The organism is Chryseobacterium oleae, from assembly GCF_900115055.1.
Taxonomy (GTDB): Bacteria; Bacteroidota; Bacteroidia; order Flavobacteriales; family Weeksellaceae; genus Chryseobacterium; species Chryseobacterium oleae.
In genome coordinates this window covers 24,097-38,562 of the sequence record NZ_FOVD01000003.1, presented here as the reverse complement: position 1 = coordinate 38,562, position 14,466 = coordinate 24,097, and the positions used below count along the sequence as shown (strand labels likewise).

The following is a 14,466-nucleotide window of genomic DNA, read 5'->3' as shown; positions in this document are numbered from 1 at the left end:
AATGCACACAACAGACGAATTTTATGAAATTATCGCATCAGCAATCGCTGTGAAAAAAGAAATAGTAGACGAAAACCTTACCTATCAGGAGATTCCTGAGTGGGACTCTATATCGCATCTGCTTATTGTAGAAGCTTTGGAGCAGTTCTACCGTGTCAAGTTTGACTTTAATGACATCCTTGAAATGGGAACCGTCGGAAAGATCCGCGAAAAAATGAAAAAATACGATGTACTCGTAGAAAACTAAGTATATGAAAATTTTAGAAAATGTAATTGCCAACAAGAACTTGTTGTTTACAGATGCTTCCACCGGTGTTTCCACGCCGGTTGGAACGCTGTATCGTTCTTTAGGCCTCAATCCTGTAGAAAAAGGATTGATCTTTTTGTACAATGACAATCAGGTGCCCAGTATTGAAGTACTCCTAAATTTCTATGGAACCGCACATGCCATTGCTGTTTTGGGACAGAAACTGCATCCGGAATTTAAAGAACGTCTGGAAGCAGAATACCGTCCCAAATATATCTTTGATCCCTCAAGAGATGAGGTCCAGGGATATTCGTTAAAGGAGTTTTCGGAAACAGTGAAAATCTTTGCTAAAGAAGATTACCAACCGGAGGTCACGATTCATCCTGATATCAAGATCCTTTTAAGCACTTCCGGAACCACCGGAGTTCCAAAACTGGTGAAACTTTCGGATGAAAACCTTTATCAGAATGCCGTGAGCATCCTTCAATACATGCCTATCCTGGAATCTGATGTAGTTCCGCTCAACGTACCGATTAATTTCGTGTACGGTTTTTCTATTTTTACCACCAACTGTATGCGTGCGGGAAGAATAGTCTGCACGGACAAAGACATCATGCAGAAAGCATTCTGGGATGAAATGGAAGAGTACGGTTACAGCACATTGGGAGGCGTTCCGTATCTGTATGAAAACCTGAACAGAATCGGATTCTTCAGAAAAGACAGCACCAGCCTGAGATACATGACTCATACGGGAGGAGTAATCAATGCAGAATTGAGAAAAACCATCTTCAATTACTGCCTTGAGTTCAATAAACAGTTCTTTGCCCAATACGGACAGACCGAAGCAGGCGGAAGAATGGCTTATCTTACCACAGACGGACTCCTTGAAGAAGAAACGTCTATTGGGACTCCTGTACACGGAGGAAGCTTCCAGATCGATGAAGAAACAGATGAACTCCTATTTTTACATTCAAGCATCAGCGGTGGATATGCCAACAAGCTTGAAGATCTGTCGACCTACGAACAGCCTAAGCTTCTTCATACAGGAGATACAGGCAGAAGAGGGCAGAACGGACTGTATTATATCACAGGAAGAATCAAACGCATCATGAAGCTTTTCGGGATCCGTCTCAATCTGGATGAGGTAGAGTTTATCCTTAAGAATGAACTCGAAGGGAATACAGTGGTTTGTCTGAACGGCAATGACAAAAAAATCATTGTTCTGTATGACAACATCGAAATTGATCCCCAAACCATTACAGAAACCATTAAAAATAAGCTGCGAATCAACCCGCAGTACGTACGCACCGAACACATCGAATCATTTCCATTATCACAAAACGGCAAAATCAACTATCCCCTGTTACAAAACTTACAGCATGAAAATATTTAAAACCCCTATATTACTTTTATTTCTTGTCGGTCTTCCATTATTTGTTTCTGCCCAGCAGAGTGAACGTGTTAACGGAAAGATCATGTTGTCTGAAAAGGTGCCCGTGAAGAATGCACTTTTAAGATTAGTTAATACGCCGTATCAGGCTAAGACCAACAGTTTAGGAGAATACTATTTTGATAATGTGCCACCGGGAGAATATACGCTTCAGGTGGTTTTAAATGACATTGAATTGATGCGTGAGCAAATCCGTATTGAAAAAGATGTCTTTGAAATTCCGGTGATTTACCCTGAAACAGAAAACAATGTGATTGAAGGGATTACAGTTTATGCCTTCAGCAGAAATAAGTTTCTGGACAGAGACAGTACTTCAATCTCTAAAATGCCTTTGAGAAACATTGAAAACCCACAAATGTATACAAGCATCAATCAGCAAATCCTGAAAGAGCAGTTGGTGTATGATATGTCAGATGCTTTAAAAAACGTCCCGGGTATTGTGAAAATGCAGGGAAGTGCAGGTAGAGCGGGAGACGGAAGTTTCTACTACAATTTAAGAGGTTTTCCTACCAGGGTTTCTATGGTAGATGGTGTTCCCGCGACCACCAACTCAGAAATTGATCCTGCGGATATTGAACGTATCGACGTGATCAAAGGACCTTCCGGAACTTTGTATGGTGGTGCGGTGAATTCGTTTGGAGGATTAATTAATGTGGTGACGAAAAAGCCAAAAGATTATTTCGGGGGAGAAGCTTCTTATCTTTTGGGAAGTTATAACCTGAACCGTGTGACGGCTGATGTTTACGGTCCAATCACAGAGTCAAGAAAGACGTTATTCCGTTTGAATGCTGCCTATCAGTACCAGAACGGATTCAGAGATTCTGAGTTCAGAAAATCCATGTTTGTGGCGCCTACATTCAGCTACCAGGTGAATGACCGTTTAAAATTTAATTTGGGAGCCCAGATTTACACCTATGAAGGAACGAATACGCCGATCATCTTTTTGCCGAGAACCAGACCATTCATCGCAACCACTCCGGATGAGCTTGGATACGATTGGAAAAGATCTTATTCCAATAATGATATGAGCTTAAAGGCACCTTCCATTAACGTAAAAGCTGAGATTAATTATAAAATTTCAGATCAGTGGACTTCACAGACTTTGATCTCAAGAAATTACAGAAAAACGGAAGGATTGTATCAATATCAGTTCATGAGAGGAAATACGGATAATCTTTTAGAGCGTAATGTACAGTGGCAGAATGGCGAAGGAGCGTCTACCAGTGTTCAGCAGAACTTTAACGGGGAATTCAAAATAGGAAAAATCAAAAATAAGGTTCTTGTAGGATTGGATTATTTAAACCAGTCTATGAATAATAACCTTTCACCAATTGTTGTATTTGATTACATTGATCCCAGAAATCCTACAGCGCCTATAGCTCCGCCGATAACAGGCACATATGGTAATATAACCAGAGATTTGGCGTTACAGAAAATTCAGACTTCTACAGCACCTTTAGTACGAAATACGGCATCAAGTAATATTTATGGCGCTTACATTTCCGACGCAGTATATATTACAGACCGTTTGGTTACTTTGTTGAGTTTACGTTTTGACCATTATGAAAGCAAAGGACAGCTTGATTTAGTTAAGAATTCTAATTCGGGACCATTCAATCAGAATGCGTTGTCTCCAAAATTTGGTTTATCTTATCAGATCATTAAAGAGCGTTTGTCAGCATACGCTAACTACATGAATGGTTTCAGTAATTTAGCTCCGGTTGCGCAGCCACTTGCAGACTACAGTGGAGATTTCAAACCGCAGAGGTCTAATCAGTGGGAAGTAGGATTCAAAGGAAATCTTTGGAGAAACAGAGTGAATTTCACAGTAGGATATTATGATATTTTAGTTAACAATATGCTAAGAGCAGATATTGTGTCGCGGGGCGGAACAAGCTATAATGTCACCATCCAGGACGGAGAACAGAGAAGTAAAGGGATTGAAATTGAAACCATTCTGAATCCTATTCAGGGCCTGAATATTATGGCAGGATATTCTTATAATGACAGTAAGTTTGTAAAAGCGGCTGCCAATGTAGATGGCCGTCGTCCGTCTTCTTCAGGGCCTGCTAATGTATTCAATTCTTGGGTGAGCTACATATTGCCGATCCAGGGACTTTCAGGTCTTGGATTAGGTTTTGGGATGAACCGTGTGGGTGAGCAGATTAGTGTAGACAACTCGGCTACCGGACAGTTTATATTCCCGGCTTATACTTTAGTGAATGCTTCCGTATCACTTGAAAAAGAAAGATACAGACTAGGATTTAAAATGAATAATTTAGGAAATGCGCAGTATTTCGCAGGGCAGGGTGTTATAGTTGCCCAAATGCCTCGTAACTTTGTGGCGGAGGTTACTCTTAAGTTTTAATATGAATTCTATACTAAGAAAGACAGCATATCAATTACATCTATGGCTCGGACTAACGTCCGGGCTTATAGTTGTCATAATGGCGGTGACAGGATGTATTCTCGCTTTTGAAAAAGAGCTGAAACATGCATTACACCCTGAAAAATATTTCGTCAAAACCATAAAAAAAGAAAAGCTACAGTTTTCCGATCTTAAACTAAAAGCAGAGCAGGCACTTCCGGACAGCTTAAAGGTAAGCAGGGTAGAAATATCCTCAGATCCATCCAGAAGCTATGCGTTCCGCTCCCTGAAAATGGATAAAGAGGCTTTGACCTATTGGGGTTCTTATATTCATTATTACAGAGTGTATGTAGATCCTTACACGGGAAAAGTTCTTGAGGTGGAAAATGCCAAAAATGATTTTTTTGAAATCGTGATGGATTTGCACCGCAGGCTTTTATTGGGTGAAAAAATCGGGAAGACCATTACCGGATATTCTACACTGATATTGGCGATCATGCTTTTTTCAGGACTGGTGATCTGGTTTCCGCGAAAAATGAATAAGAAGGCACTCAAAGGGATGTTTATGATCAAAACATCAGCCAAATGGAAAAGGGTTAATTATGATATGCACAATGTCCTGGGATTTTATGCAGTCATACCTTTATGCCTTATTTCATACGCCGCTTTGATATGGAATTTTGAGGATGTAGATCAATGGGTCAAAAAAACACTGAACGGAAAAACAAAAACCGAACAGAAGGCCAAGAGCACCATTCCTTCCGAAGAATCGTCAGACAAGAAAAACATCTTGAATATCGTTGGAAACAGGGTAGAACAAAGCTTGGCGGATAAGAAATCTGCACTCATCAGCTTTCCGAAGACAAAAGAAGGAACGTATTATGCTGAGGTGACGTACGGAAATAAGCAATACCAGAATGAGCAGTTTAGTTTTGATCAATACTCAGGGAAACTCCTAAAACATCAATCCTACAAAGACAAAAACATCGGCAATGGAACTGCATTAAGAGAAAGAAATTATGACCTTCATACAGGAAGCATTTTTGGAATGACAGGCCGGATTTTATATCTTTTTGCAGGCATGATTGCCGCTTCACTTCCCATCACAGGATTCATTATTTATCTGAACAGAAAAAGGAAGAAACCCAAGAAAAAGAAAGTAAAGATATCAGTCCCTACAAATTAAAAAAAACAACAAAAATTTAGATAAGTGTAACCTAACCGTTGCACTTTTTTTATCCCCAAAAAATCCGCTATATTTTGCACACCCATAAAACGCAAACATCTGTGAAAATCCGTGCCATCCGTGGTTAATTTCAATGGTTTAAAATGTTATCTCTCGCAGATTAAAAAGATCAGGCAGATTTTATAGTAAAGAAAATCAAAGATTTTCACAAAAACTTAAGTGTACTTTTAGCAATAGAACTTTAAACTTTAAATAACTTAAGTGTTAAAAACTTTTGTCACTTTTGTGGTTGATAATCCTCAGCTTATTTTACAACATTTTTTTCACTTGCCCAGAAAGAATGTCAATACTCTTTTCCATTTCTTCAAAGTTGAGATTTCCAAAACCCAGCCTCATCGCCGTAAGATCTTTTGTCTGATAAAGCAGTGTTTTAGGAATAAACAGATTGTTCTGGGCACAGTTCCGGCTTAGTTGCATCAGATTGACGGGGACTTTCCATTCCAGCCAGAAAGCAAGACCTCCCGAAGGTTTTTCAAACTCAATACATTCGTCTAAATTATCTTTAAGCAGTTCTGCAAAGTGGTCACGCCTTTCCTGATACACCTTTAAAGATTTTTTAAGGTACCGGTGTATTTCTCCTTCTTCAATCATTTCACCTAAAGCCCTTTCCATTAGAATATCACCCTGACGGTCTATGATTCCGAGATATTTCCTCATCTCAACCATCAGATTTTCCGGAGCAACAATAAACCCGGTTCTGAATCCCGGAGCCAGCGATTTTCCAAAAGATCCGATATAAATCACCATTCCTTTTGTATCTGCACTCGCCAAGGGAAGAATGGGACTTTTGTCGTAATGAAATTCATAATCGTAATCATCTTCAAGGATAATAAAGCCGTATTCATGAGCAAGATCGAGCAGTTCAAGTCTTCGCTGAGCACTTAAAGCAACGGTAGTAGGATAGTGGTGGTGTGGCGTAAGATAAAGCATCCGGATTTTTTGCTTTTTACAGGCTTCCCGGACATGTTCAACGATAATTCCTTCTTCATCTATCGGCAGGGAAACAATATTCACACCTGCTTTCTGGAAAATCATATTCACGGAAAAATAACTCAAAGCTCCCACCAATACCGTATCTCCTGCGGAAAGTAGAATTTCGGAAACAATATAAATACTCATTTCCGTGCTTCGGGTGATAAGAAGATTGTTCTTCGAAATAGGCAGTCCACGGGAGAGATTAAGGTAATGCGACAGATGTTCCTTAAAAAATTCACTACCATCATGATTATAATGCCCCAACATTTTCTGGTTGGATTTTCTTCTAAGAATAGAACTGTAGAACCTGGAATGCTGCCCGATCTGGGTCAGTCTGATATCCGGAACACCATCATTAAACACATATTGACAGTCTGAATGTTCAAAAGGATTATCTAAAATATTCGAAGTTTTGAATGAAAAACCTGTCGTCTCAGGATAATTCTGAAGGTTATCTTTTTCAAAATCCTTCACCTTTACAGGCTTTTCCTGATGTTCTCCAATGATGAACGTTCCTTTATTCGGAAGGCTTTCCACCCAACCCTGTGCAGATAATTCATCATAAACAGCCACAGCAGTATTTCTATGGATTTCCAGAACTTCACTGAAGGCTCTCGTTCCCGGTAACTTGGTGCCATAGGGCAGAACCCCCCGCTGAATAGCATTAATCAGTTGATTAGCGATCTGCATATAGATTGAAGTCTCTGAATTTCTGTTAATTTCTATAAAACTTTCGTAAGGAATTTTAACCGGACTATCCATAATATTAAAACTGGCACCTTTTAATGGTCCGGCAATATACTAATTTTGGTTCAAAATAAAAATCTATGGAATTTCAACAACTGCTTGAAAAAATTGTACAGGACAGTGGCACACACGCCAAATGGCTGAATACGCTTTCGTTCATGGAAAATGCTGGCGCCAGAAAGATCTCCAAATGTGAGCATCCGGTTTCCGTTACTTTGATTCAGCTGAAACATGCTGCTGAAGAGCACCGTCATGCTTATTATCTAAAAAAACAGATTGGAAAAATAGATCCTGAATTGTGCAAGACCTATGAAGCGAACGAACTTTTGGCTCCAACTGCGACACGACAATATCTTCATTCGCTGGATGTAAAAGCCTGTAGATACCTTCAGACTGTATTTAACCTGAATAAAGAAGAGCTTAAATATGCAGCTTACCTTTTTGTGACGTATGCTATTGAAGTTCGTGCAGATGAACTGTATCCCGTATATCAGGATATTCTGACCAAAGAGTCGTCGAGGATTATGGTGAAATCTATTATTTTGGAAGAGGAAGGACATCTTGAAGAAATGATCAATCAGTTAAATGAATTTTCCGCTGACTGGAAGCAGCACGCAGAAAAGATTTTGACCATAGAAAAAGAACTGCATGATCTGTGGATCAATGCCATCGCAGAGGAAGTTTCAGAGTTGAATTATGCTTAAAAAATTTCAGGAAGCGCTTGACAAAAGAAAAGAAGCGGGCATATTAAGAACTTTAAAGCCAAAATCAGCTGGGATTGATTTTTATTCCAACGACTATCTTGGATTAGCGGGAAATAAAGAACTTCAGGCACAACTGCTTCTAAAAGTTCAGGAAAATCCTACACTTCTTTCCGGAAGTTCCGGTTCAAGATTGATTAGTGGAAACAGTACTATAACTGATGAAACAGAAGAGTACATTGCTGAACAGCATCAATATCCTGCAGCTCTGCTTTTTTCTTCTGGTTACAACGCGAATCTGGCATTATTTTCATCCCTGCCGGACCGTCACAACACGATTATTATTGATGAGCAGATTCACCGCTCTGTTCATGATGCGTGCAGGATGTCTCATGCCAGAAAATTAAAATTCCGTCACAATGATCCGGAAGATCTGGAAAGTATCCTGAAAAAGCAAACCGGACCATGTTTTATTGCGATAGAAAGCCTGTATTCGATGGATGGAGATCTTGCCCCTCTCCGGGAAATTGCTGCTCTGGCGAAAAAATATAATGCTGCACTGATTGTAGATGAAGCCCACGCTTTCGGTGTTTTCGGATATGGTTTGATTGAGAAATGCGAATTACAGAATGATGTTTTTGCCTCAGTAATTACTTATGGAAAAGCTTTAGGAGCCCATGGAGCGGCTGTTATTTGTGATGAAACCGTAAAATCCTATTTAGTGAATTTTGCGTCTCCGTTTATTTATACCACCGCAGCTCAGGATTTTTTATGGATGGCTATTAAAACGGGATATGAATTTTTAAAGCAAAAACCGGAACTTCCAGAAAAGCTTCATCAAAATATTGAAATTTTCAGAAATCAAAATATAGAAACACCATCTTCGGAATTGAGTCCGATACAGGCTGTATTGGTTACGGATAATCAACAATTAAGAAGTTTACAGAAAGCACTTTTTGATAATAATTTCTTAACCTACGCCGTATACAGTCCAACCGTAAAAGAAGGAACCGAAAGACTCAGAATATGCCTCCACAGCTTCAATACCGAAAAAGAAATTAAACAACTCACAGGAATCATTAAAGCATTCCTATAAACCAAACTTAGACCCCGAATCACGTAACACTCATGATCCAACTATTCATTACCGGCATAGGCACCGAAGTAGGAAAAACAATTTGCTCTGCCGTTTTAACACAATATTTTAAAGCCGACTACTGGAAACCTGTACAATCCGGAGATCTGGACTATACGGACAGCCATAAAATAGAATCATGGACGGAAAATACAGTCTGTCATCCGGAAACTTACCGTTTTAAGCTGGCTGCATCACCACATCAGTCGGCACAGGAAGAAAATGTGCAGATTGATCTTGATCAGTTTCACCTGCCTGAAACACAGAACAGTCTTATTGTAGAAGGAGCCGGAGGGCTTATGGTACCGCTTACAGATGATATCTTCATGATTGATCTTATAGAAAAACTGGAACTTCCGGTGGCATTGGTGGTGAGAAATTATTTAGGATGTATCAATCATACTTTGCTTTCCATCATTGCATTAGAACAGAAAAAACTCAAACTGGAATATCTGATCCTCAACGGAGTTTTTCCTCCGGATACCGAGAGAGTGATCTGCCACTTTATTAAAAGAGAAACGAGAATCATTCGTATTCCTGAAATTGACCAACCCACAAAAGACAGCATTAAAGCTGTCGCAGAACAATTAACAAAAACAAAATTATGATAATGGACCAAAAAACAACCGTAAGAAACAACTGGACAAAAGAAGAAATAGAAGAAATTTACCACCAGCCTTTGCTGGAACTGATTTATAAGGCATCTACCGTTCACCGTGAATGGCACGATCCGTCAGAAGTACAGATCTCCACCTTATTATCCATCAAAACAGGAGGGTGTCCTGAAGACTGCTCATATTGTGGTCAGGCGGCGCGTTACCATACCAATATCAAAGTACAGGCGTTGCTTCCGACAGAAACAGTTATTGCCCACGCTCAAAAGGCAAAAGACAGCGGTTCATCCCGTTTCTGTATGGCTGCAGCATGGCGTGAAGTCCGAAATAACCGTGATTTCGACCGTGTCATCGATATGGTAAAAGGAGTGAATGAGCTTGGACTTGAAGTATGCTGTACTTTAGGAATGCTTACCGAAGAGCAGGCTATCCGTCTTCAGGAAGCAGGTTTATACGCTTACAATCATAATCTGGATACTTCTGAGCAGTATTATGAAGAAATCATTTCGACCAGAACCTTTGATAACAGAATTAATACGATCAACAACGTAAGAAATGCCGGAATAACAGTATGTTCCGGAGGAATTATTGGACTTGGAGAAACGCATAGAGACCGAATTTCAATGCTTTTAACCTTAGCTACCATGCCAAAACATCCGGAATCTGTTCCCATCAACGCTTTAGCCAGAGTGGCAGGCACACCGCTTGAAGACAACGAAAAAGTAGACACCTGGGAAATGGTCCGAATGATCGCTACCGCAAGAATTGTTATGCCTTCATCCATGGTGAGATTAAGTGCCGGACGTATCGAAATGAATGAAACAGAACAGGCCTGGTGCTTTATGGCCGGAGCGAATTCTATCTTTACAGGTGAAAGAGAAACCTTATTGGTAACACCAAATCCGGGCGTTTCAGAAGATATGCAGATGCTGGAAAAACTGGGTCTGAAGCCGATGAAGATGAATGAGAAGAGTAGTTGTTGTTAACGAGGTTCGGGATGTGGGGTTCGGGTTTATAAGGCGTTGTTTTCTAAGTTACGGGTTGACCTGTAAAGCTACCATCTCCTAACCTCTAATTTCTAACTTCTAATTCAAAAAAAATGAATAGAGTAATACAATCACTGCAATCAAGAGATAAAGCCGTCAACTGGCATCCTTACACGCAGATGAAAACGGCTGGTGATGCAGTGCCTATCGTAAAAGGAAAGGGTGTTTATTTATATGATGAGGATGGCAAAAAGTATATTGATGCAGTTTCGTCCTGGTGGGTGACATTGCACGGTCATGCTCATCCTTATATTGCAGAACGTGTTTTTCAGCAGCTGAATACTCTGGAACAGGTTATTTTTGCAGGCTTTACGCATGAACCGGCAGTTCAGTTGTCAGAGAATTTATTACAACTGCTGCCTGAGAATCAGAAAAAAGTTTTTTATTCGGATAATGGTTCTACAGCGGTGGAAGCGGCACTGAAGATGTGTATTCAGTATGCCTATAACTCAGGGAAAGAAAAAACCAAGATTCTTGCTTTTAAAAATGCTTATCACGGCGATACGTTCGGGGCCATGTCCGTAAGCGGAAGAAGTGTTTGGACAAAACCTTTCGGAAGTATGCTGTTTGAGGTAGTTTTTATCGATATACCTAATGTAGCAAACCTGGAAAGTTTGAAAATCCAGATTAAGGATCTGGCGGAAGAAACAGCCTGCTTCATCTATGAGCCATTGGTACAGGGTGCTGCAGGAATGCTGATGTATGAAGCCAGACATCTGGATGAACTCATGAAGTTTTGCCGAGCTGAAGAAATTCTGATGATTCAGGACGAAGTATTCACAGGTTTCGGAAGAACAGGAAAGCTTTTTGCCGCCAACCATCTGACGCAAATGCCGGATATTATGTGCTTTTCAAAAGGTCTTACCGGCGGAACGATGCCTATGGGAATCACCACGTGTTCACAGGAAATTTTCAATGCTTTTTTATCTGATGATAAGTATAAAACGCTGTTTCACGGGCATTCTTTTACGGCGAATCCTTTAGCATGTACGGCAGCACTGGCAAGTATGGAGCTTTTATTACAGGAAGAAACGGTAGCGGCTATTGATCGTATCAGCAGACAGCATTCAGATTTTTCTAAAACTCTTTCAAAGCATACGGATGTTGAAAATGTCCGTCAGACCGGAACTATTCTGGCTTTTGAGTATAAAACCGATCAAAATACTTCTTATTTTAATCAAATAGGAAAGGTTTTGTATGATGAATTTTTAGAACGCGGGATCATTATGCGTCCGCTGGGGAATGTGATGTATCTAGTTCCGCCATATTGCATTACACCAGAAGAACTGAACTTTGTTTATCAGAATATACTGGAGGTACTGAATGCTTTTAAGAATCCAGATCATTGCCCCACTGATGCAGCTGATCTAGAATAGGACCTAATTTCCGGGCTTTATCCGTCAACTTATAATAGACTTCAGGAGGAAAATTGTAAACTTCAATTCGTTGAATCATATGATTTTCCTCCATTTGTTTCAGCTGCTCCGAAAGCACTTTCTTTGAAACTCTGGGCATTTTACGCCACAATTCTACAAACCGTATCTGCTCTTCCTCAAAAAGATTCTGAAGGATTAGCGGTTTCCATTTTCCGGAAAGAATATCCAGGCTTCGTCTGAGCCCGCAGTTTTTAAATTCTTCAAAATTCATAGATCCTTTAATATAAGTGGTGAACCTTTTGGTAACCGTCTATTATCCAGCCTTAATTTAGTGATAGTTTTACAGGACAAAATTAAACAAAATGAAACTGGAATTATGGCGCAATGCCACATTATTGATCCAAATCGGAGGAAAAAATATTTTAATTGATCCCATGCTTGGAGCAAAAAGTTCTCTGGGAAAATTGCCGATGACGGATAACGAATTATTGAATCCATTAGTTGATCTTCCATTCAGTGAAGAGGAATTGAAAGATAAGCTGTCAAAAATTGATGCTATAGCGGTAACTCACCTTCATCCCGATCACTGGGACGGAAAAGCGATTGAACTTTTAAACAAAGATATTCCCGTGATTTGTCCTGAAGTGATTGCAGAACAGATTGCGCAGTCAGGTTTTAAAAATATAATTTCCATTAAAGACAGCATCATCTGGGAAAATATCAATATTTCCATTACACAGGGACAGCACGGAACCGGAGAAATAGGAGAGAAGATGGGGGAAGTCAATGGTTTTGTCTTTAAAACGGAAGAAAAAACGCTTTACATCGTTGGCGACAGTATCTGGTATGAAGGAATTGCCGCAGAAATTGATAAATACAGGCCTCAGCATATTGTAGTTGCAGGCGGTGCAGCCACTTTTGTCATGGGAGATCCTATTATTATGACCAGCCGGGATATCATTAAACTTTGTGAATATATTCCGGAGGCGACCGTTTTGGTAACTCATCTTGAGGCGGTAAGTCACTGTAAAGAAGACCGGAAATTTATTCAGGATAAAATCATAGAAAGCGGATTACAGGACCGATGTTTTGTTTTGCAGGATGGTGAAGAATATTCCTTTGATTAATCTTATTGAATTGGGAATTTAATGTCATTAATATTCATAATTTAGCCTATTAAAATTTTGACAAATGATTCTTGAAACAGAAAGATTGTTACTCAGAGATCTTGATCTGAATGATAAGGAAGCCATTTTCGGATATCGGTCAGATGCGGAAACCAATCAATTTCAAAGCTGGATTCCCACAACACTGGAAGAAGTGGAAGCATTCATCATCAGAAACTCCAAAGAATTCAATCTGCCGGAAACATGGTATCAGCTTTTAATTACGGATAAGCTGACGAAAGAAGTCATAGGTGATGTAGGCGTGCATTTTATCGACAGTGATCAGGTGGAATTTGGAATCACACTGAGCAAAAAGCATCATCACAAAGGATATGCTTCAGAAGCGTTGAAAGGATTGATTCACCTCATGTTTAAAGATCTGAAAAAACATAGAATTACCACTTCAATTGATCCTGATAATGCAAGTTCATTACAATTGATAGAACGCATCGGTTTCAGAAAAGAAGGACATTTCATTAAAAGTTTGTTCATCAATGGTGTTTGGGTCGATGATGTGATTTATGCAATCCTTGCAGAAGAATGGGTAAATAAATAAATAAATAAATGGTGGCTTAGGCACTCGAAGCCACCTTTCCAAAAAGGCTATGGCTCATTTTTTGGATACTCCTTTTAAATTAATATCTATGCTAGCCTTATTTCTCTTAGAACTCAACTGGAAAGAATTACTGATGGGACATGAAGAATGGTCTTTTCTTTTAGAGATCATTCTGCGGACGGCCATTATGTTTCTGGCTATTATCATCGGCTTAAGGGTTTTGGGCAAAAGAGGCGTGAAACAGCTCTCCATTTTTGAGTTAGTCGTTATTATAGGTTTAGGCTCTGCAGCTGGTGACCCGATGTTTAACAAAGATGTAGGAATTGTCTCTTCAATCCTGGTTTTTATTGTTATTATTCTTTTATATACGATCATTACTATTTTTATCGCCAAAAGTAAAAGGTTTGAAAAACTGGTGGAAGGGACTTCTGCCTGCCTGATCCGCGATGGAGAATTTGCTATAGATAATTTCAAAAAAGAAAATCTGGGCAGCGATGAATTCTTTGCCGAGCTTAGATTAAAAGGCGTTTCACAACTCGGACAGATCGAAACAGCTATTGTGGAGAGTTCCGGTGAGATCAGCATATTTTTTCATGAAGATCAAGCTGTGAAATACGGACTTCCGATCATGCCTGACTCATTGGAAAATCCATTGAAGATCATTCCTCAAGAAGGCCATTATTCCTGTACATTCTGTGGACATACCGAATGTAAAACAGAAGGAAATGCCGGAAACTGTCCAAAATGCAGGAAAGACGAATGGGTGGAAGCAAGCAACAAGAAACGTGTGACATAAATTATAAGTAATGGGTAATCAGCAATGAGTAATAATGTGCCTT

At 39.7% G+C, this 14,466-nt stretch carries 14 protein-coding genes; 12 read left to right on the top strand and 2 right to left on the bottom strand.

What is annotated here, in order from left to right; all coding sequences use genetic code 11:
* Position 1: 1 nt before the first annotated feature.
* Genes BM143_RS10790 through BM143_RS10775 form a run of 4 tightly spaced genes read left to right on the top strand, consistent with a single transcriptional unit; the run spans position 2 to position 5,251 of the window.
* Entirely contained in the window at positions 2-247 is a 246-nt protein-coding gene (locus tag BM143_RS10790; protein ID WP_090024507.1) for an acyl carrier protein, read from the top strand.
* Between the two features lie 4 nt (positions 248-251).
* The gene (locus BM143_RS10785) at positions 252-1,640 is read left to right on the top strand and encodes an AMP-binding protein (protein WP_090024506.1); all 1,389 of its coding nucleotides are present in this window, start codon (positions 252-254) and stop codon (positions 1,638-1,640) included.
* Positions 1,627-4,065 carry a TonB-dependent receptor gene (locus tag BM143_RS10780; RefSeq protein WP_090024505.1) on the top strand — a complete coding sequence of 813 codons (2,439 nt, stop codon included), beginning with the start codon at positions 1,627-1,629 and terminating at the stop codon, positions 4,063-4,065. Before BM143_RS10785 ends, BM143_RS10780 begins: the two co-directional genes overlap by 14 nt.
* A 1-nt stretch (position 4,066) precedes the next feature.
* Positions 4,067-5,251, top strand: a complete 1,185-nt coding sequence (locus BM143_RS10775; protein WP_090024504.1) for a PepSY-associated TM helix domain-containing protein — start codon at positions 4,067-4,069, stop codon at positions 5,249-5,251.
* Between the two features lie 309 nt (positions 5,252-5,560).
* Here BM143_RS10775 and pdxR read toward each other — a convergent pair whose 3' ends face one another.
* Positions 5,561-7,048, bottom strand: coding sequence for a MocR-like pyridoxine biosynthesis transcription factor PdxR (pdxR, locus tag BM143_RS10770; RefSeq protein ID WP_090024503.1), 1,488 nt, complete (start codon positions 7,046-7,048; stop codon positions 5,561-5,563).
* A 65-nt stretch (positions 7,049-7,113) separates the two neighbouring features.
* Here pdxR and BM143_RS10765 point away from each other — a divergent pair, with 65 nt between their 5' ends.
* The 5 genes from BM143_RS10765 (at position 7,114) to bioA (ending at position 11,905) form a co-directional block, all read left to right on the top strand.
* Entirely contained in the window at positions 7,114-7,737 is a 624-nt protein-coding gene (locus BM143_RS10765; protein ID WP_090024502.1) for a hypothetical protein, read from the top strand.
* On the top strand, positions 7,730-8,830 hold the full coding sequence (locus BM143_RS10760) for an aminotransferase class I/II-fold pyridoxal phosphate-dependent enzyme (RefSeq protein WP_090024501.1): 1,101 nt from the start codon (positions 7,730-7,732) through the stop codon (positions 8,828-8,830). Before BM143_RS10765 ends, BM143_RS10760 begins: the two co-directional genes overlap by 8 nt.
* Positions 8,831-8,862: 32 nt before the next feature.
* Positions 8,863-9,477, top strand: coding sequence for a dethiobiotin synthase (gene bioD / locus BM143_RS10755; RefSeq protein ID WP_090024500.1), 615 nt, complete (start codon positions 8,863-8,865; stop codon positions 9,475-9,477).
* Positions 9,478-9,479: 2 nt separating this feature from the next.
* Positions 9,480-10,469 (top strand): biotin synthase BioB, encoded by a 990-nt coding sequence (gene bioB, locus BM143_RS10750; protein ID WP_090024499.1) that lies wholly within the window; start codon positions 9,480-9,482, stop codon positions 10,467-10,469.
* A 113-nt stretch (positions 10,470-10,582) separates the two neighbouring features.
* Positions 10,583-11,905 carry an adenosylmethionine--8-amino-7-oxononanoate transaminase gene (gene bioA, locus BM143_RS10745; protein ID WP_090024498.1) on the top strand — a complete coding sequence of 441 codons (1,323 nt, stop codon included), beginning with the start codon at positions 10,583-10,585 and terminating at the stop codon, positions 11,903-11,905.
* Here the strand turns inward: bioA and BM143_RS10740 are convergent.
* Positions 11,859-12,176 (bottom strand): winged helix-turn-helix transcriptional regulator, encoded by a 318-nt coding sequence (locus BM143_RS10740; protein ID WP_090024497.1) that lies wholly within the window; start codon positions 12,174-12,176, stop codon positions 11,859-11,861. The two genes, bioA and BM143_RS10740, sit on opposite strands and share 47 nt — an antisense overlap.
* A gap of 91 nt (positions 12,177-12,267) precedes the next feature.
* Between BM143_RS10740 and BM143_RS10735 the strand changes: the two genes are divergently transcribed.
* The 3 genes from BM143_RS10735 to BM143_RS10725 all read left to right on the top strand — a co-directional run bounded on the left by BM143_RS10735 (position 12,268) and on the right by BM143_RS10725 (position 14,423).
* Positions 12,268-13,032 (top strand): MBL fold metallo-hydrolase, encoded by a 765-nt coding sequence (locus BM143_RS10735; RefSeq protein ID WP_090024496.1) that lies wholly within the window; start codon positions 12,268-12,270, stop codon positions 13,030-13,032.
* Between the two features lie 64 nt (positions 13,033-13,096).
* Positions 13,097-13,627, top strand: a complete 531-nt coding sequence (locus tag BM143_RS10730; RefSeq protein ID WP_090024495.1) for a GNAT family N-acetyltransferase — start codon at positions 13,097-13,099, stop codon at positions 13,625-13,627.
* Positions 13,628-13,715: 88 nt separating this feature from the next.
* Positions 13,716-14,423, top strand: a complete 708-nt coding sequence (locus BM143_RS10725; RefSeq protein ID WP_228430766.1) for a DUF421 domain-containing protein — start codon at positions 13,716-13,718, stop codon at positions 14,421-14,423.
* The last annotated feature ends 43 nt before the right edge of the window (positions 14,424-14,466 follow it).

Bases quoted from the DNA above. Each gene is read 5' to 3' on its own strand.
- BM143_RS10780 (WP_090024505.1), top strand. From the start codon at position 1,627: ATGAAAATATTTAAAACCCCTATATTACTTTTATTTCTTGTCGGTCTT.
- BM143_RS10735 (WP_090024496.1), top strand. From the start codon at position 12,268: ATGAAACTGGAATTATGGCGCAATGCCACATTATTGATCCAAATCGGA.
- BM143_RS10740 (WP_090024497.1), bottom strand. From the start codon at position 12,176: ATGAATTTTGAAGAATTTAAAAACTGCGGGCTCAGACGAAGCCTGGAT.
- BM143_RS10730 (WP_090024495.1), top strand. From the start codon at position 13,097: ATGATTCTTGAAACAGAAAGATTGTTACTCAGAGATCTTGATCTGAAT.
- pdxR (WP_090024503.1), bottom strand. From the start codon at position 7,048: ATGGATAGTCCGGTTAAAATTCCTTACGAAAGTTTTATAGAAATTAAC.
- bioB (WP_090024499.1), top strand. From the start codon at position 9,480: ATGGACCAAAAAACAACCGTAAGAAACAACTGGACAAAAGAAGAAATA.
- BM143_RS10775 (WP_090024504.1), top strand. From the start codon at position 4,067: ATGAATTCTATACTAAGAAAGACAGCATATCAATTACATCTATGGCTC.
- BM143_RS10785 (WP_090024506.1), top strand. From the start codon at position 252: ATGAAAATTTTAGAAAATGTAATTGCCAACAAGAACTTGTTGTTTACA.
- bioD (WP_090024500.1), top strand. From the start codon at position 8,863: ATGATCCAACTATTCATTACCGGCATAGGCACCGAAGTAGGAAAAACA.
- bioA (WP_090024498.1), top strand. From the start codon at position 10,583: ATGAATAGAGTAATACAATCACTGCAATCAAGAGATAAAGCCGTCAAC.
- BM143_RS10790 (WP_090024507.1), top strand. From the start codon at position 2: ATGCACACAACAGACGAATTTTATGAAATTATCGCATCAGCAATCGCT.
- BM143_RS10760 (WP_090024501.1), top strand. From the start codon at position 7,730: ATGCTTAAAAAATTTCAGGAAGCGCTTGACAAAAGAAAAGAAGCGGGC.
- BM143_RS10725 (WP_228430766.1), top strand. From the start codon at position 13,716: ATGCTAGCCTTATTTCTCTTAGAACTCAACTGGAAAGAATTACTGATG.
- BM143_RS10765 (WP_090024502.1), top strand. From the start codon at position 7,114: ATGGAATTTCAACAACTGCTTGAAAAAATTGTACAGGACAGTGGCACA.